This window comes from Kitasatospora sp. NPDC043949, from assembly GCF_056435365.1.
Window position 1 is genome coordinate 6,249 of record NZ_JBWKEQ010000077.1, and the last position, 22,576, is coordinate 28,824.

Genomic DNA, 22,576 nt, shown 5'->3' on the forward strand with positions numbered 1-22,576 from the left:
GATAAGCATGCAGACTCTCCGCGCCCACCCCTCCCCCCCCCCCCCCCGCCTCCCCCCCCCCCCCCCCCCCCCCCCCCCCCCCCCCCGATCCTGTTCCACCACCCGCGCGAGGCGGGCGGAACCCTCAGCAGATCCGCGGGAGTTGCTCCCCCATCGGCAGGTCGATGACGCGGGTGCCGCCGAAGGGGGTGCGGCAGACGACCATACCGGGGTGGTCCACCACGCACTCGCCGATCACTGCCGAGCCCGCGCCCAGCGGGTGCGCCCGCATCGCGGCGAGGACGGCGTCGGCGTGCTCGCGCGGGACGAAGGCGACCAGCTTGCCCTCGTTGGCGACGTAGAACGGGTCGAGACCGAGGATCGCACAGGCGTTGGCGACCTGCGCGGGCACGGGGACGGCCCGCTCGTTCACCACGACGCCCACCCGGGCGGCCTCGGCGATCTCACCGAGCGCCGCCGCGAGGCCGCCCCGGGTGGGGTCGCGCAGCACGTGCAGGTCGGGTGTGACGGCCAGCATCGCGGCCACCAGTCCGCCGAGGGCTGCGCAGTCGCTCTCGATCTCGACACCGAATTCCAGGCCCTCGCGCACGCTCATGATGGCCACGCCGTGCAGGCCGATCTCACCGCTGACGATCACCACGTCACCGGGGGCGGCGCGCTGCGGCCGGATGTCGACTCCGGCCGGGACGAGCCCGATGCCGGCGGTGTTCAGGTACACGCCGTCGCCGTGCCCGGCCTCGACGACCTTGGTGTCGCCGGTGACCACCTCCACCCCGGCGGCCCGGGCGGCGGCGCCCAGCGCCTGGGCGACGTGCGCGACCACGGCCGTCTCCACGCCCTCCTCCAGGATGAAGCCGCAGGACAGATAGGCCGCCTGGGCCCCGCTCATGGCCAGGTCGTTGACGGTTCCGTTGACCGCGAGGTCGCCGATGCTGCCGCCGGGGAAGAAGAGCGGCCGCACGACGTAGGAATCGGTGGAGAAGGCGAGCCGGGCACCGCCGAGCTCGACGACCGCCGAGTCCGCGAGCCCGGCGAGCACCGGCCCGCCGAAGGCCGGGGCGAACAGGTTCGCCACCAGTTCGGCCGACAGCACCCCGCCTCCGCCGTGCCCCATCACCACCCGGGGGTGATCGCGTAGCGGCAGCGGGCAGCTCCACCCGAGGATGTCCGGGGCGCCGCCGGCGCCGGTCAGGGTCTGCGTCTGCGTCTGCGTCTGCGTCTGCGTCTGGGTCTGGGTCTGGGCCTGGGTCTGGGTCTGGGTCTGGGTCTCAGCCAACGGGGCTCGCCTCCCGGGCGATGCCCGGCGCGTCGAGCCGCCGGTAGAGGTAGTAGGCGGCGCAGGCGCCCTCGCTGGAGACCATGGTGGCGCCGAGCGGGGTGCGCGGGGTGCAGACGGTGCCGAAGGCCTCGCACTGGTGCGGCTTGAGCAGCCCCTGGAGGACTTCCCCGCTGCGGCACTGCGCGGGTTCGACGGTGGTGATCCGCGCGACGTCGAAGCGGTGCTCGGCGTCGTGGTCGCGGTAGCGCGGGGAGAGCCGCCAGCCACTGTCCGGGATGACGCCGATGCCGCGCCAGGCCCGGTCCGTCACTTCGAAGACGTCCTCCAGCATGGCCCGGGCCGCCGGGTTGCCCTCCGGGCGTACGGCCCGCGCGTAGGCGTTGTCGACGGTGTGCTCGCCGTTCTCCAACTGCCGTACGGTGCGCCGGATTCCCTCCAGGATGTCCAGCGGTTCGAAGCCGGTGACGACGATCGGCACCCGGTGGCGATCGGCGAGCGCAGGGTATTCGTCGGTCCCCATCACGCTGCACACGTGTCCGGCGGCGAGGAAGCCCTGGACCCGGCACTGCGGCGAGTTCATGATGGCCTCGATGGCGGGTGGCACCCGTACGTGCGAGACCAGCATGCTGAAGTTGCCGATGCCCCGCTTCCTGGCCTGGTGCACCGCCATGGCGTTGGGTGGTGCGGTGGTCTCGAAGCCGATGCCGAAGAAGACGACCTCCCGGTGCGGGTTCTCCTCGGCGATCCGCAGCGCGTCCAGCGGGGAGTACACCACCCGGACGTCGCCACCCTCGCCGCGTACCCGGAAGAGGTCACGGCCGGTGCCGGGCACGCGCAGCATGTCGCCGAAGGAGCAGAAGATCACCTCGGGCCGGGCCGCGATCTCCAGCGCCTTGTCGATCACCTCCAGCGGGGTGACGCACACCGGGCAGCCCGGGCCGTGGATCAACTCGACTTCGGGAGGAAGTAGTTGGTCGATCCCGTGTCGGATGATGCTGTGTGTCTGACCGCCGCACACCTCCATCAGCGCCCACGGCCGGGTGACCGTCGCCCTGATGTCGGCGAGCAGGCCGCCGGCCAGCTCGGGGTTCTGGAACTCCTCCAGGTATCTCACCGTTCCTCCTCCCGCTTCGCCGAGGCTGCCGAGGCTGCCGAGGCCGCGGCAGCCTCCGCAGTCTCCGCGGCCTCCCAGGGGTCGCCGAACTCCTCCTGGAGCAGGCCGAGTTCCTCGAACAGCTGCAAGGTCCGGCGAGCCGATTCCTCATCCAGCCGCTGCAGGGCGAACCCGACGTGGACGATGGCGTACTCGCCCACCTTCAGGTCCGGCAGGTACTCCAGGCACACATCCTTGACGACCCCGCCGAAGTCGACGACCGCCATCCTGGTCCCGTCGCGTTCCGCGATCTCCAACACTCTTCCGGGTACCGCCAGGCACATCGCGGTCTCCCTCCTCTCTCCGGTTCCTCCGAACCTGCCGAACTTCGTGCGGGCGGCCACTCAGCCGTCGGCCCGCGCCGCCACCATCAACTGGCCGAGCGCGAGCCCCGCGTCGTTGGGCGGCACCCGGCGGTGCCGCAGCACGGTGAACCCGTCCTCCGCCAGGCCCCGCGCGCACGCCGAGGACAGCAGCGCGTTGGCGAAGACGCCGCCGCTCAGCGCGACCGTCTGGGTGCCGTGCCGCCGCCCGATCTCGGCGCACACCGCCCGTACCAGCGCGGCCACCGCCGCGTGGAACCGGGCGGCGATCAGTCCGGGTGGCGCCCCTGACGCCAGGTCCGCCACCACCGCGGCCAGCACCGGCCCCGGTCGGGCGGTCACCACCCCGCCCTCGTCGGCGAGTTGGAATGCGTAGGCCTCCCCCGGGCCGGCCACCGGCCCGTGCGCGAGGGCAGCCGCCTCCAGCTCGATCGCCGCCTGCGCCTCGTACCCGGCTTGCTGGCAGACCCCGGCCAGCGAGGACACCGCATCGAACAGCCGGCCCATGCTGGAGGTCGGCACGCAGTTCACCGATCGGTCCAACTGCTGGGATAGCAGTCGGAGTTCTTCAGCAGGGCAGGAACGCACCGGCGGCAGGCCGGCCGCCCACGGGAGTCCTGCCGCCCGCAGATGGGCCAGCGCCATCCGGTACGGGCGCACCACGGCCGCGTCGCCCCCCGGCAGCGGAACGTAGTCGAGCCGGGCGAGACGCCGAAAGCCCCGGTAGTCGGCCAGCAGCGCCTCTCCGCCCCACACCGCGCCGTCCTCTCCGTAGCCGGTGCCGTCGAAGGCGATCCCGATCACGGGCCGGCTGCCGTCGAGGCCGTGCTCGGCCATCACCGAGGCGATGTGCGCGTGATGGTGCTGGACGTCCCGCACCTCACGGCCCCGGGCCGACCTGCGCACGTGCCGGGCAGAGCGGTAGCCGGGGTGGCGGTCGACGACGAGCACTTCGGGCTGCACGCCGGTGACGGCGCCGAGGTGGTCCACCGCGCGGTCGAAGGCCCGGAGGGTGGCGAGGTCGTCCATGTCGCCGAGGTGGCCGGACAGCCAGGCGTAGCCGTCCCGGGCCAGCGCGAAGGTGTTCTTGAGGTCGCCGCCCGCGGCCAGCGCGGGCCGCACCGGCACCGGCAGGGGCACCGGGAGCGGCACGTAGCCGCGCGAGCGCCGTACCGGCAGCGGCTGCCCGTCCACCACCCGCACCACGGAGTCCTCGCAGGGCACGTGGATGGGGCGGTCGTGGGTGAGCCAGCCGTCGACCAGCGGGGCGAGGCGGGCGAGGGCCTCCCGGTCGTCCGTCACGATGGGCTCGCCGGACAGGTTCGCGCTGGTCATGACCAGCAGTCCGGGGCCGGGAGGGGCGAGCAGGAGGTGGTGCAGCGGGGTGTACGGCAGCAGCACGCCGAGGTCGGGGCTGCGCGGAGCGGCTGCTTCCAGTTCCGCGAGCCGGTGTTGCCCCCGGCGCAGCAGTACGATCGGCCGCACCGGGCCAGTGAGCAGGTCTTCCTCGACGGGCCCCAGTTCCACCGCCCCGGATGCCGCCAGGGCCCTGAGCTGTTCGAGGTCGCGGGCCATCAGGGCGAAGGGTTTGTCACCGCGCCGCTTGCGCCTGCGCAGCAGGGCGACGGTGTCCGCGTCGGTGGCGTCGCAGGCCAGGTGGTAGCCGCCGATGCCCTTGACGGCCAGGACCGCTCCGCAGGTGATCAGGCGCCGGGCCTCGGTGAGCGCCTGCTCGCCGTCGAGTACGGGGAGCCCGGGGACGGACAGGGTGAGGGTCGGGCCGCAGGTGTGGCAGGCGACGGGCTGGGCGTGGAAGCGCCGGTCGGCCGGGTCGGCGTACTCGCGGGCGCAGTCGGGGCACATCGCGAAGGCCGCCATCGTGGTGTTGGCCCGGTCGTACGGCAGGGCGGTGACGATGGTGTGGCGGGGCCCGCAGTTGGTGCAGCTGATGAACGGGTGCCGGTAGCGGCGGTCGGCGGGGTCGGCCAGTTCGGCGAGGCAGTCGGCGCAGGTGGCGGTGTCCGGGGGGATCTGGGTGCGGTGCGGTCCGTCGGCGCGGGAGGGGGTGATGACGAAGCCCGGTGTGCCGGTGACGGCCAGCGGCTGGTGGTCCACCGAGGCGACGTCGGCGAGCGGGGGCGCGTCGCTGGCGATGCGCCGGCAGAACGCGGTCACCGCCTCGCCGGTGCCCTCGATCTCGGCGAGCACGCCCTCGCCGGTGTTGGTGACGCTGCCGGACAGCCCGAGTTCGGTGGCGAGGGTGAAGACGAACGGTCGGAAGCCGACGCCCTGGACGAGTCCGCGCACGGCGACCCGGCGGCGCTGGAGCAGGGACGGCTGCTGATCCGTGGTCACGGCAGGTCCACGGCCGGGTGCGGGTGGTCGTGGGCCCCCGCGTGGTCGTTGCCGTGGTCGTGGTCGTGGTGGTTGCCGAGGTCGTGGTCGTGGTCGTGGTGGTTGCCGAGGTCGTGGTCGTGGTCGTGGTGGTTGCCGAGGTCGTGGTGGTTGCCGTGGTCGTGGTCGTGCGCGCCGGCCATCACCGGCCGGTGGACCTGCGCTCCGGCCAGCACCGCGAGCGCCCGGTCCAGCAGCGCCCCGGCGCCCTGCCCGGTGCGGGCCGAGGTGAAGACCACCTCCACCCCCGGGTTGACCCGCGCGACGCTCGCGAGGAAGGCCGCTTCGTCGAACTGTGCCGCGACCGCGAGGTCCGCCTTGGTGACCAGCACCAGGTTGGCCAGTCCGAAGGCGGTCGGGTACTTGAGCGGTTTGTCCTCTCCCTCGGTGACCGAGGCGAGGACGACCCGCAGCGATTCGCCGAGGTCGTAGGAGGCGGGGCAGACCAGGTTGCCGACGTTCTCGACGAACAGCAGCCGGGTGTCCGGCGGCAGCCAGCCGGCCAGGTGCCCGCGCAGCATCGCCGTCTCCAGGTGGCACAGGCCGTCGGTGAGGACCTGCTTCACCGGCGCGCCCGAACGGGCCAGCCGGCGCGCGTCGTTCTCGGTCGCGAGGTCGGCGGTGAGGGCCGCGACGGGCACCTCGCGCTCCCGGGCCAGGCCGAGTTCGGCCTCCAGGAGCGCCGTCTTGCCGCTGCCCGGGCTGGACAGCAGGTTCACCACGACGGTGCCCCGAGCGGCCAGTTCCGCCCGCAGCCGCCGGGCGTCGTCGTCGTTGCGGGCGAGAACCGCCTGCCGGAGATCAACGGTGCGACACATCGGTTTCAGCCTCCTTGATCGGTCCGGGCGCCCGTCGGGGGCTCGGACCACTCGACGCCGAGGATCTGCAGCTCACGCCCGGCCAGCAGTTCGACCCTGGCGCCGGCGCAGCGCGGGCAGCCCAGGTCGGGCGGCATGCCGACGCTCCACTCGACCCCGCAGGGCGTGCACTTCGCCCGTGCGGCGACGGCCTCGGTCTCCAGCACCGCACCTTCCAACAGCGTTCCGGCGCAGGCCAGTTCGAAGCAGAAGTCGAGTGCCGACGGAACGACTCCGGCCAGTTCGCCGATCTGCAGCCGGACTCTGGCCACGGCGCTCTCCCCGTGTGCGCGGGCGGCCCGGTCCACCTGGTCGACGACGGCCGTCGCGATCGACATCTCGTGCATCTGTCTCGTTTCCCGCGGTTGGAGGCGCCCGGCTCCGTGGGGGCGCGGGCCCGGTGTCCGGGCCCCGTGAGCAACAGGCCCCGTGAGCAACAGGCCCCATTACAGGGTGCGGCGGCGGGAACGGCTCGAAGCCGCGCCGCCGCCGTATCCGTGACTACCTGTTCGCAGCACGCCGGTGGTGGTCCCCGCGCGTACTGCTCCGCTACCGCATCCGCTCCTACATCCGCCGGATCCGCAGGTAGCGCCTCAGGTCGGGAAGGCTCTGCCAGATCAGCGCCGCGGCTGCGGCCAGGACGGCCGCGACGGCCGCGACGGCGAGGTTCTTCAGCATGGTGCCGCCTCTCTGTGGGTGTGTGCGTCCGTGGTGAGGACGCGCAGGATCACGGCGACCGCCTCGTCGACGGCGGCGGCCACCGGGGTGCTCAGTCCGATTCCCTCCTCCAGTGAGGCGGGTTCGCAGCCGACCACCAGGACCCGCCCGGGCGCGGTGCCGCCCGTTCCGGCGGCCAGGGTCGCGAGCAGGGCGAGCACGGCGTCCGGGCCCATCCGGTGGCCGTCCAGGACCATCGATTCCACCGGTCCGGCGTCCGCTTCGATCAGGTACACCGTCCCCGGCTCGCCGCCGCGCGCGGTGGCGTCGACGAGCACCAGCGTCCGGTAGCCGTCGAGGAGTTGGTAGGCCAGGTGCACGCCGCGCACGCCGACGTCGAGGAGCTCGACGCCGGCGGGCAGCTCCCGGGCGGCGAGGCGCCGGACGGTCTCGACCCCGAAGCCGTCGTCGCCGAGGAAGATGTTGCCGACCCCGGCGACCAGGACCCGCCCGGTCCGGTCGGCGCTCACGGCCCTTCCACCGGGGCGACCTCGTCCGGCTGGAAGTACCGGAAGCGGCCCTGCGCCCGCCACAGGTCGGCACCCGGGTCGTCGTCCACGGTGACGGCCAGGTGCACCGAACCGTCGACGTCGTGCAGCACCGCCTCCACCAGCGCGGTGCGCCCGTGCAGGAACACGTCCTGGGCGTCGGTGCGGCGGCGCCCGGGCCGGAGCCGCACCCGGCTGCCGGCGGCGACCGGGCGGCCGTCGATCATCACCTGGTCCCGTTCGGGGTCGGTCTGCGGGTCGTTGCCCGGGTCCCACCAGGGCCGGTCCGCCCCGGCTTCGGGGTGGGTGAGTTCGCGCAGCCCCCGGACGGCGCCGTGCAGCCGTTCCAGGATCTCGGGGGGCATCGAGTCGGCGAGGTCGATCACCGCGCCGGCCCGGTCGTCGGTGCCCCGGGCCTCGCGCTTCTCCCGCTCGGTCAGGGCCGCGGTGCGCAGCGCGAGGATCTCGTCGATCTCGGTGGCGTCGTAGAGCGCGCCGGGGCTCTCGGGGGCGATGTGCGGGTGGTCATCCAGGATGATCGGCGAGGAGAGCAGCACCTTGCCGCTGCCGGGCGGGCCCGCCAGCACGGGCCAGGTGTGCTCGTTGCGGCAGGCGCGCACCGCCTCGCCCGCCCACTCGGGCGGGTCGGTCGCCGAGAGGAAGGAGCCGCGGTCGAGGCCGAGCAGCAGGTGGGCCGAGACGAGGGCGTGCGCCAGTGCGGCCTCGCGTCGGGTGCCGGGCACCGGGTCCCAGTCGGAGGTGTTCTCCACCAGGACGGTCAGCCGCTGCGCCCGGTAGGGGCCGGGTACGTCCTGGGCGGTGATCCGCAGTCGGCCCTGGACCCGTTCGCGGCGGCGCAGGAGCCGCCCGGCCAGCGCACCGTCCTCGACGAGCGGCTCCTCGTCCTCGGACGCGTCGAGTTCGAAGCCGCGGACGGCTTCACCGGCCGCCAATTCCTCGACCGGGATGAGGAGTTCGATCCGCTCCTCGACCCCTTCGTCCCAGGGGACGAGCACCCGGTCGGCGAGCTCCAGCTCATCGACGGTCCGGAATCCGCCCTGTCTGCCGGCCTCTTGGACCGTCCGCCGTTGGAGGCGCAGGAACCGCAGCTCGACGGCCAGCTGGTCGCCCTGGCGCGCTTCCATCACGCACTCGGTGCGCTGGTGGGAGTGCTCGCCGCTGTCGGCGCCGTAGCGCGGCGGGGTCAGGACGCCGAACTGCCAGCGCAGCCGGTTCTTGGCCGCTGACGCCCGGTAGGGGTAGAGCACGTAGCCCTCGAACAGGACGGCGTCGGCGATCTGCCGGGCGTGGGCGAACCTGTTCTCGCTCTCGTGGGCGGGCGCGGTCACCGCTCCCCCTTCGCGGTCTGGGCCGCCTTGACGGCCTGGGGTGGCTTCGCGGCCTGGGTCGTCGCTGTGGTCCGGGTCGGCACTGTGGTCTGGGTCGTCGCTGTGGTCCGGGTCGGCTTCGTGGTCGGGGCCGTGCCGAGCAGCTCGCGCACGGTGGCCTCCCAGGACGGCAGGGCGTGCCGGGAGCGGTAGGCGAGCAGTTCGGCCATCAGGTCGGCGGGCAGCCGGAGCCAGCCACAGCCCGGGAAGTGCGCGTCGATCGCCTCCCGCCAGACCTTGACCGGCATCCGCACGGCGGCTTCCTGGTCCCAGGCCACCGGGGTGACCTGGAAGCCGCCGGGGCCGGCGAAGGCGGTACCCGAGAAGAGCAGCAACAGCGGCACGTCCCCGTCGTCCAGTGCGGCGAGGTAGCGGGCGGCGGAGACGTCCATGTCGTAGGTGCAGGGCACCACCAGGTCGGTCTCGGTTTCGCCGGTGAACGCGCCGACCAGCAGCGGGACCTGGGCGAACTGGACCGGGTGGAGGGTGCCGGCCCAGCGTGAGCGCTCGCCGAACAGGTCGGTCAGCCGCCCGCCCTCGGCGTCGCCGTAGCGGCGGCGGGCCGGTTCGATCCGCAGTTGGCAGCGCAGCGCCAGCGCGTGCACCCGCACGTCGGCGGGGGCGGTGATGCGCAGCCGGAAGACGAGGGCGGGCCCGGCGGCGTAGGGATCGGCCCGCACTCCGGTGCAGGCGAAGGAGATCGAGGTCACCGGGCGCCGCCTTCGGGGAGGACGCGGGACCGGGCGGCCAGGCGGTCGAAGAAGGCGGCCTGTTCGGCGCGCGCCTCGGCCCCGCCGTCGAAGCCCTTCCAGCAGCGCCGCAGCCGGCCGACGAGTTCGTAGCAGACGTCGACCGGCACCAGGTAGCACTGGATGCCATCGGTGTCGCGCCGCAGCAGTAGCGCCTCGACGTCCGGCCGCAGCGCGGCGTGGAGGCGGCTGCCGCCGAGCGCGGCCTGCCAGGCGGCCTCGTCGGGTTCGGCCTCGGTCGCGCCACCCGGGCCGGGGTAGAGCAGGACGGACCGCTGCAGACGCGTGGTGCGCAGCAGGAACGCGGTGGCGACCGGGATGCCGAGGGCTGCCCAGGCGTCCTCGCCGAGGGGGTGGGCCGGGTCGGTCAGGTAGCGGTCGGGGACGGCGCGGTAGCGGCCGTCGGCCGCGCCGGGCTGCTGGAACAGCAGGGCGCAGGCGGTGCAGGCGCAGGTGAGCGCCTGCTGGTCGGTGTCCGCCAGGTGGCGGTGCTCGGCGGGCAGGTGCCGGCCGCAGAACTCGCAGCGTTGCGGCTGCGGGGGTGCGGGCTCCCGCAGCCGGCGCAGCAGCGCGGTGCCGGGCCGGTCGAGCTGGCGGAAGGTCATCGCGGGTCCGCCGGGGGCCGAGCGCCGATCTGCAGCAGTTCCGCGGGGCGTTCGAGCTCGACCGCGGTGACCTCGGGGGCGTGGCAGGCCAGGGCGTTCTCGATGTCCTGTTCGCCGCACCCGCAGCCGCTGCGGGTGCGGCGCAGCCGGGCGGTGCCGGTGGCGGGGTCGAAGGCGGCCAGGTCGACCGGTTCGGGCAGGGTGGCGAGTGCGCGGGTGATGCGGGCGGTGACGTCCTCGGGGTGCAGGTCGTGCAGGACGAGCAGCCCGGCCAGCGACGGTTCGTCCAGCAGCCGGGCCAGCGCGGCGGGCGGCAGGGCCTGGACGAGGCGGGCCAGGGCGTCGCCGTAGAGGGCCATCAGTTCGCGGACGAGGTGCTCGCCGGCCTCCTGCGCGTCGGCGCCGGCCAGTTGGTCCAGGGCCTCCTGGATGCGGGCCCCCGCCTGTTCCGGGGTCATGCGGTGAGTCCGCTCAGCCCGGTGGGCACGTGCATGGTCTGCACCGTCTTCCCGTCACCCAGGTACATGTGGACGCCGCAGGGCAGGCAGGGGTCGAAGCTGCGCACGGCGCGCATGATGTCGATGCCCTTGAAGGTCTCCGGGGGGTTCTCCTCGAAGATCGGGGTGTTCTGGACGGCGTCCTCGTAGGGGCCGGGGGTGCCGAAGCTGTCGCGGACGCTGGCGTTCCACGGGGTCGGCGGGTAGGGGTGGTAGTTGGCGATCTTGCCGTCCCGGATCACCATGTGGTGGGACAGCACGCCGCGTACGGCCTCGGTGAAACCGCAGCCGATCGACTCGTCCGGCACCTCGAAGCGCTCCCAGGTCTGGCTGCGCCCGGCCCGGACCTCGTCGAGCGCCTTCTCGGCGAAGTGCAGGGCCGCGGCGGCCGCGTAGGCCTGGAAGTAGGTGCGGGCGCGGTTGCGTTCGATGGCGTTGCTCCACTGCGGGATCTTCCACTCGAAGGTGGTCTCCGGCTTGGTCATGGAGCGCGGCAGGTTGATCTGCACGCTGTGTCCGGTGGCCTTGATGTAGCCGATGTCGACCAGTCCGGACAGCGCGGTGGACCACAGGCGGGCGATCGGACCGCCGCCGGTGTCGAGGGCGAGGTAGTCCTTGCCGTCGAACCAGCGGGGGGACATCACCCAGCTGTACTTGTCGTCGAAGTCGCGTTTCTGCGGGGCCGGGATGGTGTGCTGGTTCCAGGGGTGGCGGGGGTCGACGGGGTTGCCCAGCGGGTCGTGGGTGACGAAGAGCTCCTTGCCCTCCCAGTCCTGGTAGTAGGAACTGCCGAGCAGGATGCGGATGCCGAGGTTGATCTCGGTGAGGTCGTTGGTGACGAGCTTGCCGTCCACCACGATGCCCGGGGTGACGAACATCCGCCGGCCCCAGTCCGTCATGTTGCGGTAGGTGAAGTCGCAGTGGTCCGGGTCGTTGAGGCTGCCCCAGCAGCCGAGCATGACGCGGCGCCGGCCGACCTCCTCGTAGCCGGGCAGGGCCTCGTAGAAGAAGTCGAAGAGGTCGTCGTGCAGCGGCACGACCTTCTTCATGAACTCCACGTAGCGCATCAGCCGGGTCAGGTAGTCGGTGAACAGCTGGACGGTGGCCACCGTGCCGACGCCGCCGGGGTAGAGGGTGGAGGGGTGCACGTGGCGGCCCTCCATCAGGCAGAACATCTCCCGGGTGTAGCGGCTGACCTGGAGCGCCTCGCGGTAGAACTCGCCCTCGATGGGGTTCAGTGAGCGCATGATGTCGGCGATGGTGCGGTACCCGTGGTCGCCGGCGTGCGGTGCCTCGGTGCGTTCGGCCAGTTCCAGGACGCCGGGGTTGGTCTCGCGGACCATCTTCTCGCAGTAGTCGACCCCGACCAGGTTCTCCTGGAAGATGTTGTGGTCGAACATGTACTCGGCGGCCTCGCCGAGGTTGATGATCCACTCGCCGAGGTGCGGGGGCTTGACCCCGTAGGCCATGTTCTGCGCGTAGACCGAACAGGTGGCGTGGTTGTCGCCGCAGATGCCGCAGATCCGGCTGGTGATGAAGTGCGCGTCGCGCGGGTCCTTGCCGCGCATGAAGACGCTGTAGCCGCGGAAGACCGAGGAGGTGCTGTAGCACTCCGCGACCTTCTTCTGCTTGAAGTCGATCTTCGTGTGGATGCCCAGGCTGCCCACGATCCGGGTGATCGGGTCCCAGGACATCTCCACCAGACCGCTGCCGTCGCCGGCCGTCCTGGTCGTCGGTGCCATCGTCTGTCATGCCCTTCTGTCAGCGGGAGGAGGCTCTGCAACGGCCCGCCCGCCCCGGGCGGGGCGGGCGGGCCGAAGGGGGAAAGGGGTCACCACGGCGGGCGGTAACCGGTGGTCAGGCGGCGCCCCGTGTGCCGCCACTTGGGCTCCCGGTCGACCGTCCGGCCCGTGATCGTGCGCAGGCGGCGGATCACCGCCCCGTACGCCGAGCTGGCACCCGTCGAGACCCGGGAGCCGGGAGGCGGGTCCATGAACGGCATGAACTTGTCGGGGAAGCCCGGCATGGTGCAGGCGATGCAGATGCCGCCGACGTTGGGGCAGCCGCCGATGCCGTTGATCCAGCCGCGTTTGGCGACGTTGCACTTGACGACCGGGCCCCAGCAGCCGAGGCGCACCAGGCACTCGGGCGTGCCGTAGTCGGTGGCGAACTGGCCCTGTTCGTAGTACCCGCCGCGGTCGCAGCCCTCGTGCACGGTCGCGCCGAACAGCCAGGCCGGACGCAGCTTGTCGTCCAACGGGATCATCGGCGCGGAACCGGCCAGCTGGTACAGCAGGTAGGTCAGCGTCTCGGCGAAGTTGTCGGGCTGGATCGGGCAGCCCGGCACGCAGACGATCGGCAGGCCCGCCTTGGACTTCCAGTCCCAGCCCAGGTAGTCGGGCACGCCCATGGCACCGGTCGGGTTGCCGGCCATCGCGTGGATGCCGCCGTAGGTGGCGCAGGTCCCGATGGCGACCACCGCGGTGGCCTTGGGGGTGAGGCGGTCCAGCCACTCACTGGTGGTGATCGGCTGGCCGGTGTCCGGGTTGTCGCCGAAACCGCACCAGTAGCCCTCCTCCTTGATCGTCTCGTTCGGGATGGAACCCTCGACGACCAGGACGAAGGGGTCGAGCTCGCCGCGGTCCGCCTTGAAGAACCACTCCACGAAGTTGTCCGCGCCCTGGACCGGACCGCACTCGAAGTCGATCAGCGGCCAGTGGACGGCGACCTCCGGCAGGCCGGGGAGCGCGCCGGTGACGATCTCCTCGATGCTGGGCTGCATCGCCGCGGTCAGGGAGACCGAGTCCCCATCGCAGCTCAGACCCGCATTGATCCAGAGAATGTGCACCACGGCGGCATCGGCTGAAGTTGTTGCAACCGCACCCATGAGGATGCCTCCTCAAAAAAACGGGAGCCGAACAGATAGGCTCAAAAAATTCATAGCAGCAGTTCAGTCCGGCCGCCGGTCCAGAGAGCCGGGCAGGTCGCTCGAAGGGACGCGCGCCGGTGCACCCGTCCGGGTGGCCGTCAGCCGGACTCGGCTGGTCTCGAAGGGAGCCCGCACTGAACACCCCGCTCGCGGAGGGCCTGGCACTGGTACTGCTGCTGGCCGTGCTGGCCTGTGCCGTCGTGCGGCCGTGGGGCTGGCCCGAGGCCGCCGTCGCGGTGCCCGCCGCCGCCCTGCTGGTCGCCACCGGAGCGATATCGCCCGCGCACGCGTTGGAGGAGGCCGAACGGCTGGGGCCGGTGGTCGGGTTCCTGGCGGCGGTGCTGGTACTGGCGCAGCTGTGCGACGAGGAGGGGCTGTTCCACGCCTGCGGGGCGTGGATGGCCCGGACCGCCGCGCGGCCCGGACGGCTGCTGGTGCAGGTGTTCGCCCTGTCCTCGGTGATCACCGCGGTGCTGAGCCTGGACGCGACGGTGGTGCTGCTGACCCCGGTGGTGTTCGCGACCGCCACCCGGCTCGGAGCCCGGCCGAAGCCGCACGTCTACGCCTGCGCACACCTGTCGAACACCGCGTCGCTGCTGCTTCCGGTGTCCAACCTGACCAACCTGCTGGCGTTCGCGGCCAGCGGCCTGAGCTTCACCCGGTTCGCCGCGCTGATGGCCCTGCCGTGGCTGGTGGCGATCGGCGCCGAGTACGCGGTCTTCCGCCGGTTCTTCGCCGCCGACCTGGACAGCGGGGCCCCGCCGCCACCGGACGAGGCGGCCCCCGAGCTGCCGCTGTTCGCGCTCGTCGTGGTGGCCTGCACGCTCGGCGGGTTCGTCCTCACCTCCGCGCTGGGCGTCAATCCGGCGTGGGCGGCCGCGGCGGGGGCCCTCGTGCTGGCCGGCCGGGCGCTCGCCCGGCGCCGCATCACGCCGACGGCGGTCGTCCGGGCCGCGAACGTTCCGTTCCTCGCCTTCGTCGTCGCCCTCGCGATCGTCGTCCGCGCCGTCGTCGACAACGGCCTCGCCACCGCGCTCGGCCACGTGGTCCCCACCGGCACCGGCCTGCCGTCCCTGCTCGCGGTCGCCGTGCTGGCCGCCGTCCTCGCGAACGTGATCAACAACCTGCCCGCCGTCCTGGTCCTCCTGCCGCTGACGGCGGCCTCCGGCCCGGGTGCGGTGCTGGCGATGCTGCTCGGCGTGAACATCGGCCCCAACCTCACCTACGCCGGCTCCCTGGCCACCCTGCTGTGGCGCAAGATCGTCCACCAGCACGGGAGCACCGTCCGGCTGGGCGAGTTCACCCGCCTCGGTCTGCTCACCGTCCCGTCGGCGCTGGTGCTGTCCGTCCTGGCGCTGTGGGTGTCGCTGCGGGCGCTGGGAGGCTGACGGGCGGGGCGCCCGTGGGGCGGGCGCCCCGGGGCGCGGGGGTGTCAGGAGATCATGAAGTCCCGGACCGGCAGGGGGCGGTTGACCACGCGGACGTCGCCGATCCAGCCGTGGAAGACCTGACTGAGCGCGCCGCCGTACTCGTAGCCGCCGAGCAGCCAGGGGTGGCCGAGGGTGCTGAGGCCCTCGGACGGTGTCGAGGGGTTGCGGACGACCTCGCAGCCGTTCACGTACATCCGGGTGAGCCGCTTGTTGTTGACGACCGCGACGTGCCACCAGGCGCCGAGCGGGAGTTCGTGGCCCCAGTTGGTGACGGGGCCGCTCAGGTTGGTCGGGTAGACGCACCACTGCAGTTCCCGCCCGCCGGACAGGCTGAGCGTGGCGACCGGCTCCTGCGGGTCGGTGTCGGGGCCGGTCTTCCCCGCCTCCCCGCTCGTGCCCCAGCGGCTGAGCAGCGCCGTCCAGGCGTTGCGGCCGGCGTCCCAGTCGGCCGGCAGCTTGAAGAACGCCTCGAAGGTGTAGCCCTGCTGGAAGGTGTCGGCGTTCATCGGGGCCTTGGCGACGGTCTGCAGGTACGCGCCCTGGACCGGCTTGCCCCGGCCCCCGAAGTAGAGGCTGCCGCGGCCGGGCTGGTCGGGGTGCGACTCGGTGGACCAGGTGAGCGTCCCGGCCGGGCTGCCCGGGGCGGTCTGCTTGACGAGGTCGTTGCCGTGACCGCTCAGGTCCTTGACGACCTGGGAGTCGGCGACGGCGCTGCCGGCCGGCCGGCCGCCGTCGAAGCGCCAGTAGGCGACCGTGCCCGGGATCGTCAGCTGACGCGCGGGGCGGGCCGGGCGGGCCGGGACCGGGGCGAAGCCGGCGAACCGCCGCGCGAAGTCCACCTGCACCGAGAAGCTGTCCACCGGGCCGGTCAGCTCGATCTCCTCGCTGGCGAGGCGGTTGACCTTCTCCGCGGCCAGCTGCTGGATCCAGGGCGAGTACGTCCGCACGTCGATGGTGTTGCGGTCCAGGTCGAAGCGGTAGGCGCGGATCATCGCCGCGCCGCCGTAGTACCGGTTCTGGTAGTTGGTGATGTGGACGTGGACGTCGTGGCCTGCCTTGTTGGTCAGCGTGGTGCTGCCGGGCGGCCAGTAGTGGCCGTTCAGGGTGAGGAAGATCTGGTCGTTGCCGCTGATCAGCCTGTCCCAGAGCGCGTGCCCGTGGTCGGACAGCTGGGCGGCGCCGCCGTCGTCGGCGTAGGCGAGGTCGTGGGTGGTGAGGATGACCGGCACGGTCGGGTGCTGGGCGATCACCGAGTTCGCCCAGGCGAAGCCGCGGTCGGACAGCCGCCAGTCCAGCGAGAGCACCATCCAGTCCCGGCCCGCTCCCCGGAACAGGTGGTAGGTGTTGTAGCCGTCCGGGCTCGCGCCCTTGAAGGTCGCCGAGCGGGCGAACCGGGCCGGGTTGAAGGTGTCCAGGTACGCCGTCCGGCCCCGCTGGTCGTCGCTGCCCGAGCCGACGTCGTGGTTTCCGGCCAGGACGCTGTAGGCCGCGCCGTGGCGGTCGAGGAGGGTGAAGGCCTTGCCCGCGGCGGCGAACTCCTCGGCCTTGCCGTTCTGGGTGACGTCGCCCAGGTGCGCGAGGAAGACGAAGTTCTCGTCGCTGCCGTCCAGCACGTGGCGCAGCGAGGCCTCCAGCGGGGCGGGGTGGATCCGGTCGTCGTCGAAGAGGTACTGGGTGTCGGGCATCACCGCCAGCGAGAAGCGGGGGCCGTCCGGGTCCGGATCCCAGGCGCCCCGGCCGTCGTCCGCGGCGGCGGGCGCGCCGAAGGCGTCGGCCGTCGCGTCGGCGGGCTCGTCCGCCGACGCCGTCGCCGTGGAGCCCGCCCCGAGGACCGCCAGCCCGGCGCCTACCAGCCCCGTCGCGCGCAGGAAGGCGCGGCGTCCGGCCGCCGCCGGCGCGTCGGAGTCGAACCCGACGGTCCGCGGGCAGCTCGACCCGTGGTCGTCGTGGGGAAGGTCGTTCTGATGGTGGTTCATCGGGGCAGCTCCTCGGGCCGTGCACGGTGATCGCGACGTTAGGGGCACGACGCGGACCGCCGATCGGACGGCCGGCCTCCGCACGGTGAACGCCCGGGGAACGTCCCCCGCGGGCCTGTTCCCCGTCCGGCTTCTGCTGCTGGGTCAGTGGCCGGGTCAGTGGCCGCCCTCGGGTTCGGTGCAGCCGCCGTCCAGGTACATGCCGTGCGGGTGGATGTCGGGCGGGGAGGTCAGCAGGCCGCTGACGCACAAGACGGCTTCGGGGATTTGGAGGTCGAATCCGGGGGCGCCGGTGGAGGTGCGGACGTTGACCAGCTCGGCGGGGTAGCCGAGGCGTTGGAGCGCCGCGCGGAGGCCGGCTTCGTCGAGGACGGCCGGCGTGCCGGCGGGCCGCAGGGCGTCCGCGATCCGTGCCGCGTGGGCCTCGCCGCGGCACTGGGCGTCGGCGAGGAGCCTGACGGTCTGTTTGTAGGCGTGGTTCTCCGCGTACTTGTCGGCCCAGGTACCGCCGTCGCCCGTGGGGGCGGCGGCCGGGGCGGACGGCGGTGTGGCGGCGACGCCCGCGCATGTCGCCGCGACCTGGGGGAAGAGCCGGTCGTGGCGGGCCAGGGCCTCGGCCCCGGCCTGGCCGGGCTCGCGGGATTCGGTGTGTGATGCGTTGCTCGGTGCGCTCGTCGATCCGCAGCCGGCGAGCGCCAGCACCGTCACGGCCGCCGCCAGGCCGGTGGCTGTCCTGCTCCAGGTGTACCTCATCTGCCTTCTCCCCCTCGGCCGTTGACCCTCGGTCGTTAACCCTTGGCCCGTTGCCCCCGATCACCGGATGATTGTCGCGCACGAGGGCGGCGGCGGGCGGGTCAGTCAGCGAACGGGCCGGTGTCTCCGAAGGCGAGGCGGGTGAAGTGCTCGGCGATGCGGTGGTGGCCGGCCTGGTCCGGGTGCAGGTCGTCGGGGAGCGGGTGGTCGTCGTGGTCGGTCCGGCCGTAGAGCGAACGGCCGTCCAGGTAGTGCAGGTTGAGGTCGCCGTCGGCGGCGCGGGCGGCGACGATGCGGGCGAGTTCGGTCCGGATGACGGTGAGGGTGAGGCGGCCCGCCGCGGTCTCGGCCGGGTCGCCGGTGGCCCGGAAGCGCAGTGCCCCGGTGCTGAAGTCGACGGCGAGGGGCCCCGGGGTGTCCTCCTGGATCGGGCAGAGGATCGGGGAGACGACGAGCAGCGGCGTAGCCGGGTGTCCTTCGCGGACGGTGTCGAGGAAGCCGTGCACCGCCGGGACGAAGGCGCGCAGGCGCATCACGTCGGCGTTGACGAGGTTGATGCCGATCTTCAGGCTGATCAGGTCGGCGGGGGTGTCGCGGATCGCGCGGGCGGTGAACGGGTCGAGCAGCGCGCTGCCGCCGAAGCCGAGGTTGACCAGGTCGACGCCGCCCGCGGACGCCGCCAGGGCGGGCCAGGTGCCGGTCGGGTGGGTGGCGTTGGAGCCGTGGCTGATCGAGCTGCCGTGGTGCAGCCAGCGACGGCGGGTGCCGTTCGGGACCGGGGTGACGGGGGCGTCGGTGTCGAGGGCGAGGAGTTCGGTGGTCTCGGTGTGCGGGAGCCAGATCTCGACGGTCTTGTCCCGTGCGGGCAGACCGGTGAACCGGGCGGTGCCGGGCGGGCCCTGGGTCAGCTCGACGCGGCCGGTGACCATGTCGATGGTGCGCAGGTTGCCGCCGGACACCGTGGTCTGCGCCGTCAGCTGCCCGTCGACGAGGAGGTCGTACACCCCGTCGGGCGGGGTGGGCACGCCCACGTAGGCCCGCTTGGTCGGGACGGTGTGCAGGTCGATCGCGGTGGCGCGGGTGCGGAAGGCCAGCCGGACGCCGGTGGGCTGGGACTCGGCGATCGCGAGCTGTTCGTCGGGGATCTGCCGGCGGGCCCGGGCGGGCAGGCGGTGCGGCAGCAGGCCGCGTCCGGTGTGCTCGACGTCGAGGTGGCCGTGCAGCAGGGCCTCGGTGACGGGGGTGGTGAAAGAGGTGTTCATCGTTGTTCCATCGCGTTCTGTGCGGGCCCTGCCCGTGCCATGTGCTTTCTGCCATCCGGCTATAGCCAGTATGAGATTGCCTAATAAGTTTAGGCAAATGAGATTACGACATTGGATTCCCGGTCCTGGATCCCCAGGCCTTGGCTGTCGGCGGCGGCCACGGCCGCGGCGTCAGCCCGCCAGGATGACCGTCTCCGCCGGGCCGGAGAAGCCGGCCTGCTGGGCCGGGGCGCCGGTCGCGGCGAGGCGGCGGTGCTCCTGCGGACTGACGCCGCGGACGCGCTTGAAGGCCGCCGAGAGGGCGAAGGCGTTGCTGTAGCCGACCTTGCGGGCCGCGAAGGCGACGGTGCACTCGGGTTCGCGCAGCAGGTCGGCGGCGACGGCCAGCCGCCAGCCCGCCAGGTAGGCCATCGGCGGTTCGCCGACCAGGCCGGTGAAGCGGCGGGCCAGGCCCGCCCGCGACACCCCGACCCGCTGGGCGAGGTCGGCGACCGTCCAGGCGGTGGCCGGGTCGTCGTGCATCAGCCGCAACACCGGTCCGACGACGGCGTCGTGCTGGGCGCGGTACCAGGCCGGGGCGCCGGAGTCGGGGGCGGCAAGCCAGGAGCGCAGCACGGAGACGACCAGCAGGTCCAGGATGCGGTCCAGGACCAGCTCCTGACCGGGCTCGTTGCGCCCTATCTCGGCGGCCAGCAGGTGCACCAGGGTGTCGTCGGCACCGGTGCCGGCCGGGCGGACCAGCAGGGCCGGCAGGCAGGCGAGCAGGCGCTGACCGATCTCGTGCTCGGCCTGGTAGGTGCCGGACAGGACCACCGAGGACGCCTGGTCGCCCTCCCGGCCCTGCCCCCAGGTCCGGACGCCGAGCGACATCACCTCGGAGACGTCCACACCGCCGCGCGTGCAGACCTGCCCGGGGCCGACGATCACGTCCACGGGGGTGTCGGGGTCGTCCGCCACCGTGTACGGCTCCGGGCCGCGGACGATCGCCACGTCGCCGGGGTGCAGCAGCAGCGGCGTGCCGCGCTCGGGCAGGATCCAGGCCTCGCCGCGAACCATCGTCACCACCGACAGCGGGGCCCGGTCCTCGATCCGCAGCGACCACGGCGGGGTGAGGATCGAGCGCAGCAGGAACGCACCGCGGGCCTTGGGGCCGTCGAGGAGTCCCGTCAGAGTGTCCATGGCCCCAAGTGTAGACGGCAAGACATCATTTGACGGTTCGTCATTTGAGAGGGTCTTGAGTGATCGAGGTGGCCCGAGCGGCCCGGATGCCGGATGATCGGCGCACGGGGGACGAACCGATACGCAGATACGCAGAGACAGTGAGGGGCTAAGAAGATGGAACTGGCACGCACACTCGCACTGGTGGCGGCCACCGTCACCTGTGGACTGACCGCCGGGTTGTTCTACGCGTTCGCGTGCTCGGTCATGCCCGCGCTCGCGCGGGTCGAGGACCGCACCTTCATCGAGGTCATGCAGCGCATCAACGTGGCCATCCTGAACGGCTGGTTCGTCCTCGGCTTCGTCGGCGCCCTCCTCACCACCGGCGCCGCCGTCGCCCTCCACCTGCCCTCCGACGGCCACCACGCGCTACCCGCCACCGTGGCCGCCCTGGTGCTCTACATCGCCGCGATCGGCGTCACCCGCTCCGTCAACATCCCGCTCAACGACGAACTCGCCGCCGGCGGCGAGCCCCGGCGCATCACCGACCCGGCCGCCGTCCGGGGGCGCTTCGAAGCCCGCTGGGTCCGCTTCAACGTGCTGCGCGCCCTGCTCTGCACCGCCGCCGTCGCCTGCCTCGCCTGGGCGCTGATCCTGCACGGCCAGGCCTGACCCGCGCCCGGCCGGACCCCCGGATACACCTTCGAACTCCCGCGTGCCTCGTGGGAGTTCGAAGTCGTATCCGGGGGCTATGGCCCGTCCGGCGGATCTTGCCCCGGACAGGGCCTAGCCGCAGAGGGTCCCGAAGGTGTACCCGCGTGACTTGAGGGTGGAGAGGATCGTCGGAAGTGCGGCGGCGGTCTGGCTGCGGTCTCCGCCGCCGTCGTGCAGCAGGATCACCGAGCCCGGGCGGACGTTCTTCAGCACCCGGGACTGGATGGCCGCCGTTCCCGGCCGGGACCAGTCGGTCGGGTCAACCGACCACAGCACGACCTGCTTGCCGAGCGCCGCCGCCCGCGAGCGCACCGCGCCGTCGACCGCACCGTAGGGCGGGCGCAGGCAGCTCGGGGTGCGGCCGGTCTGGGCGCGGATCGCCTTGTCCGTGTTCGCCACCTGGGCGTTGACGGCGGAGGCGGAGAGCCGGCGCAGGTCCGGGTGCGACCAGGAGTGGTTCTGCACGCTGTGGCCCGCCCGGGCGACCTGCCCGGTGAGCGCCGGATGGGCGGCGACGTTCTGCCCGATCTCGAAGAACGTCGCACGCACGCCGTAGCGGGCGAGGATCCCGAGGATCTTCGGCGTGTACGTGGGGCTGGGGCCGTCGTCGAAGGTGAGGTAGACGACCTTTCCTCCCTTGTCGGCCTTGGCGCCCGCCGCCTCGGCGGGTGCGGCCGGCACCGCGACCGCCGCTCCCGCCACCAGGGCGACGGCGAGTGCGCCGATCGCGGTCCGAATCCGCCCAACCGCCCTGCGCCTGCCGGAATGTACGGCCATGCCTGCCCCCTGCCCCTGGTGCCGGAACCGCCCTGTACCGACCAGTCTGCGCCGAAGGGCGCCGCCGCCGCGACCGGCCGGGGGTGAATTCGGCCAGCTGCCCGGCGGGTTGACCAGCCGCGGAAACAGGGCCGGGATCAGGGCCGGGAACAGGGCCAGGCACAGGGCCGGGCACGGCGACCGCCCCCGGTGGGGATCCACCAGGGGCGTCAACCCCGTTGCGGGGCCCGGCCGTTCAGCGCGAGGCGCGGCCGTGCAGGACCAGCGCCCGGGTCAGGGCCGCCAGGCCGCCCGCGCAGAGCAGCGTGCGGAGCATGTTGGTGGCCACCCAGGTGCCCTCGAACTTGGCGCGCACGCCCGCGAAGTCGGTGATCTGGGACGGGTCGCCGGCCTGCGCCAGCTGGTTGTTGAGCGGGATGTTGACGCCCATGGTGACCATCAGGGCCACCACGTAGAGCACCGTCGCCCCGGCAGCCCACAGCGCCGCCTGGCGCCGGCCGGCCTTGTGCTGGAGCCAGGCCGCCACGCCCGTCGCCACGAAGGCTCCGACGAAGACCAGGCCGAACATGCCGTTCTCGATCGACTTGTTGATGTGCTGCATCGCCGTCACGTACGTCCGGTCGTCGCCCGCCGCGAGGCCCGGCATCACGGACACGTCGAAGGCGAAGAACAGGCCCGCCATCAGGCCCATCGCGATGGTGGCGCCCGCCAGGACGGGCCCGGCGGCCTTGCTCCGTGCGGCGGGGGCCGCCGAGGCGCCCGGCGCGAGGCCGCCGAAGGAGGATGGAGCGGAGTAGGAAGCTGGAGTCGCGGTCTGGTTCGAGCGCATCGGTAATCCTTCGATTTCTCCCCGGCCCCCGCCCAGCGCGGGGGCCACCACGGTGCCCGGGCACCGGCTTCCGTACCGCTCCCGGGTTCGACCCGGATGGACGGTCAGGAAGTCGGCGAGGCCCGGCACCGACGATCAACGAAACTGACTGGCCTGCGAGTTGTGCGGATCGGTGGGCGGCTCACACGTCCCAGACCCCGGACGCGGCGGCCTCGCGGGCGAAGTCGGCGAAGTCCCGCGGCTCACGCCCCAACGCCCGCCGCACCCCGTCCCCCAACGAAGCGTTACGACCGTCCAG

22 protein-coding genes and 1 pseudogene are annotated in these 22,576 nt (G+C 72.8%); 2 read left to right on the forward strand and 21 right to left on the reverse strand.

Features of this window, described 5'->3' with window-relative positions:
- Positions 1-124: 124 nt before the first annotated feature.
- The 14 genes from hypE to AC07AL_RS36095 form a co-directional block, all read right to left on the reverse strand.
- Complete coding sequence (hypE, locus tag AC07AL_RS36030) at positions 125-1,192, reverse strand: hydrogenase expression/formation protein HypE (protein ID WP_363588712.1); 1,068 nt, start codon at positions 1,190-1,192, stop codon at positions 125-127.
- Positions 1,193-1,268: 76 nt separating this feature from the next.
- Positions 1,269-2,393 (reverse strand): hydrogenase formation protein HypD, encoded by a 1,125-nt coding sequence (gene hypD / locus AC07AL_RS36035; protein ID WP_363588683.1) that lies wholly within the window; start codon positions 2,391-2,393, stop codon positions 1,269-1,271.
- Entirely contained in the window at positions 2,390-2,716 is a 327-nt protein-coding gene (locus AC07AL_RS36040) for a HypC/HybG/HupF family hydrogenase formation chaperone (protein WP_363588714.1), read from the reverse strand. The genes hypD and AC07AL_RS36040 overlap by 4 nt, the downstream gene beginning before the upstream one ends.
- 60 nt (positions 2,717-2,776) lie before the next feature.
- The gene (gene hypF, locus AC07AL_RS36045; protein ID WP_363633399.1) at positions 2,777-5,110 is read right to left on the reverse strand and encodes a carbamoyltransferase HypF; all 2,334 of its coding nucleotides are present in this window, start codon (positions 5,108-5,110) and stop codon (positions 2,777-2,779) included.
- Entirely contained in the window at positions 5,107-5,967 is an 861-nt protein-coding gene (gene hypB, locus AC07AL_RS36050; RefSeq protein ID WP_400986727.1) for a hydrogenase nickel incorporation protein HypB, read from the reverse strand. The genes hypF and hypB overlap by 4 nt, the downstream gene beginning before the upstream one ends.
- 5 nt (positions 5,968-5,972) lie before the next feature.
- Positions 5,973-6,353, reverse strand: a complete 381-nt coding sequence (hypA, locus tag AC07AL_RS36055) for a hydrogenase maturation nickel metallochaperone HypA (protein WP_363588689.1) — start codon at positions 6,351-6,353, stop codon at positions 5,973-5,975.
- A 217-nt stretch (positions 6,354-6,570) separates the two neighbouring features.
- On the reverse strand, positions 6,571-6,684 hold the full coding sequence (locus AC07AL_RS36060; protein ID WP_478319424.1) for a DUF6893 family small protein: 114 nt from the start codon (positions 6,682-6,684) through the stop codon (positions 6,571-6,573).
- Positions 6,678-7,193: a hydrogenase maturation protease gene (locus tag AC07AL_RS36065; RefSeq protein WP_363588691.1), complete on the reverse strand. Its 516-nt coding sequence runs from the start codon at positions 7,191-7,193 to the stop codon at positions 6,678-6,680. Before AC07AL_RS36065 ends, AC07AL_RS36060 begins: the two co-directional genes overlap by 7 nt.
- Complete coding sequence (locus AC07AL_RS36070; protein ID WP_363633403.1) at positions 7,190-8,560, reverse strand: hypothetical protein; 1,371 nt, start codon at positions 8,558-8,560, stop codon at positions 7,190-7,192. The genes AC07AL_RS36065 and AC07AL_RS36070 overlap by 4 nt, the downstream gene beginning before the upstream one ends.
- Positions 8,557-9,309 carry a DUF6084 family protein gene (locus tag AC07AL_RS36075; RefSeq protein ID WP_478319425.1) on the reverse strand — a complete coding sequence of 251 codons (753 nt, stop codon included), beginning with the start codon at positions 9,307-9,309 and terminating at the stop codon, positions 8,557-8,559. The genes AC07AL_RS36070 and AC07AL_RS36075 overlap by 4 nt, the downstream gene beginning before the upstream one ends.
- Positions 9,306-9,953 (reverse strand): DUF5947 family protein, encoded by a 648-nt coding sequence (locus AC07AL_RS36080; protein ID WP_363588697.1) that lies wholly within the window; start codon positions 9,951-9,953, stop codon positions 9,306-9,308. The genes AC07AL_RS36075 and AC07AL_RS36080 overlap by 4 nt, the downstream gene beginning before the upstream one ends.
- On the reverse strand, positions 9,950-10,411 hold the full coding sequence (locus tag AC07AL_RS36085; protein WP_363588699.1) for a thioredoxin: 462 nt from the start codon (positions 10,409-10,411) through the stop codon (positions 9,950-9,952). Before AC07AL_RS36085 ends, AC07AL_RS36080 begins: the two co-directional genes overlap by 4 nt.
- A complete protein-coding gene (locus AC07AL_RS36090; RefSeq protein WP_363588701.1) occupies positions 10,408-12,192 on the reverse strand; it encodes a nickel-dependent hydrogenase large subunit in 1,785 nt (594 codons plus the stop codon). The genes AC07AL_RS36085 and AC07AL_RS36090 overlap by 4 nt, the downstream gene beginning before the upstream one ends.
- An 89-nt stretch (positions 12,193-12,281) precedes the next feature.
- Positions 12,282-13,337: an NADH-quinone oxidoreductase subunit B family protein gene (locus AC07AL_RS36095; protein WP_363588702.1), complete on the reverse strand. Its 1,056-nt coding sequence runs from the start codon at positions 13,335-13,337 to the stop codon at positions 12,282-12,284.
- 176 nt (positions 13,338-13,513) lie between these two features.
- Between AC07AL_RS36095 and AC07AL_RS36100 the strand changes: the two genes are divergently transcribed.
- On the forward strand, positions 13,514-14,767 hold the full coding sequence (locus tag AC07AL_RS36100) for an SLC13 family permease (RefSeq protein ID WP_478319430.1): 1,254 nt from the start codon (positions 13,514-13,516) through the stop codon (positions 14,765-14,767).
- Between the two features lie 44 nt (positions 14,768-14,811).
- On the opposite strand, the gene AC07AL_RS36105 is transcribed toward AC07AL_RS36100, so the two are convergent.
- The 4 genes from AC07AL_RS36105 to AC07AL_RS36120 form a co-directional block, all read right to left on the reverse strand.
- The gene (locus tag AC07AL_RS36105; protein ID WP_363633406.1) at positions 14,812-16,785 is read right to left on the reverse strand and encodes a LamG-like jellyroll fold domain-containing protein; all 1,974 of its coding nucleotides are present in this window, start codon (positions 16,783-16,785) and stop codon (positions 14,812-14,814) included.
- A gap of 156 nt (positions 16,786-16,941) precedes the next feature.
- Positions 16,942-17,538 carry a hypothetical protein gene (locus AC07AL_RS36110; protein ID WP_478319426.1) on the reverse strand — a complete coding sequence of 199 codons (597 nt, stop codon included), beginning with the start codon at positions 17,536-17,538 and terminating at the stop codon, positions 16,942-16,944.
- Between the two features lie 101 nt (positions 17,539-17,639).
- Positions 17,640-18,800 carry an SGNH/GDSL hydrolase family protein gene (locus AC07AL_RS36115; RefSeq protein ID WP_478319427.1) on the reverse strand — a complete coding sequence of 387 codons (1,161 nt, stop codon included), beginning with the start codon at positions 18,798-18,800 and terminating at the stop codon, positions 17,640-17,642.
- Positions 18,801-18,971: 171 nt separating this feature from the next.
- A complete protein-coding gene (locus AC07AL_RS36120; protein WP_350886904.1) occupies positions 18,972-19,979 on the reverse strand; it encodes an AraC family transcriptional regulator in 1,008 nt (335 codons plus the stop codon).
- Positions 19,980-20,135: 156 nt separating this feature from the next.
- Here AC07AL_RS36120 and AC07AL_RS36125 point away from each other — a divergent pair, with 156 nt between their 5' ends.
- Positions 20,136-20,630, forward strand: a complete 495-nt coding sequence (locus AC07AL_RS36125) for an anthrone oxygenase family protein (protein ID WP_063350758.1) — start codon at positions 20,136-20,138, stop codon at positions 20,628-20,630.
- Between the two features lie 114 nt (positions 20,631-20,744).
- On the opposite strand, the gene AC07AL_RS36130 is transcribed toward AC07AL_RS36125, so the two are convergent.
- From AC07AL_RS36130 to AC07AL_RS36140, 3 genes and pseudogenes are all read right to left on the reverse strand, one after another.
- Positions 20,745-21,449 carry a polysaccharide deacetylase family protein gene (locus AC07AL_RS36130; protein ID WP_478319428.1) on the reverse strand — a complete coding sequence of 235 codons (705 nt, stop codon included), beginning with the start codon at positions 21,447-21,449 and terminating at the stop codon, positions 20,745-20,747.
- A gap of 235 nt (positions 21,450-21,684) precedes the next feature.
- On the reverse strand, positions 21,685-22,278 hold the full coding sequence (locus AC07AL_RS36135) for an anthrone oxygenase family protein (protein ID WP_478319429.1): 594 nt from the start codon (positions 22,276-22,278) through the stop codon (positions 21,685-21,687).
- Between the two features lie 181 nt (positions 22,279-22,459).
- Positions 22,460-22,576 (reverse strand): annotated as a pseudogene (locus tag AC07AL_RS36140) (NmrA family transcriptional regulator); the annotation flags it as partial.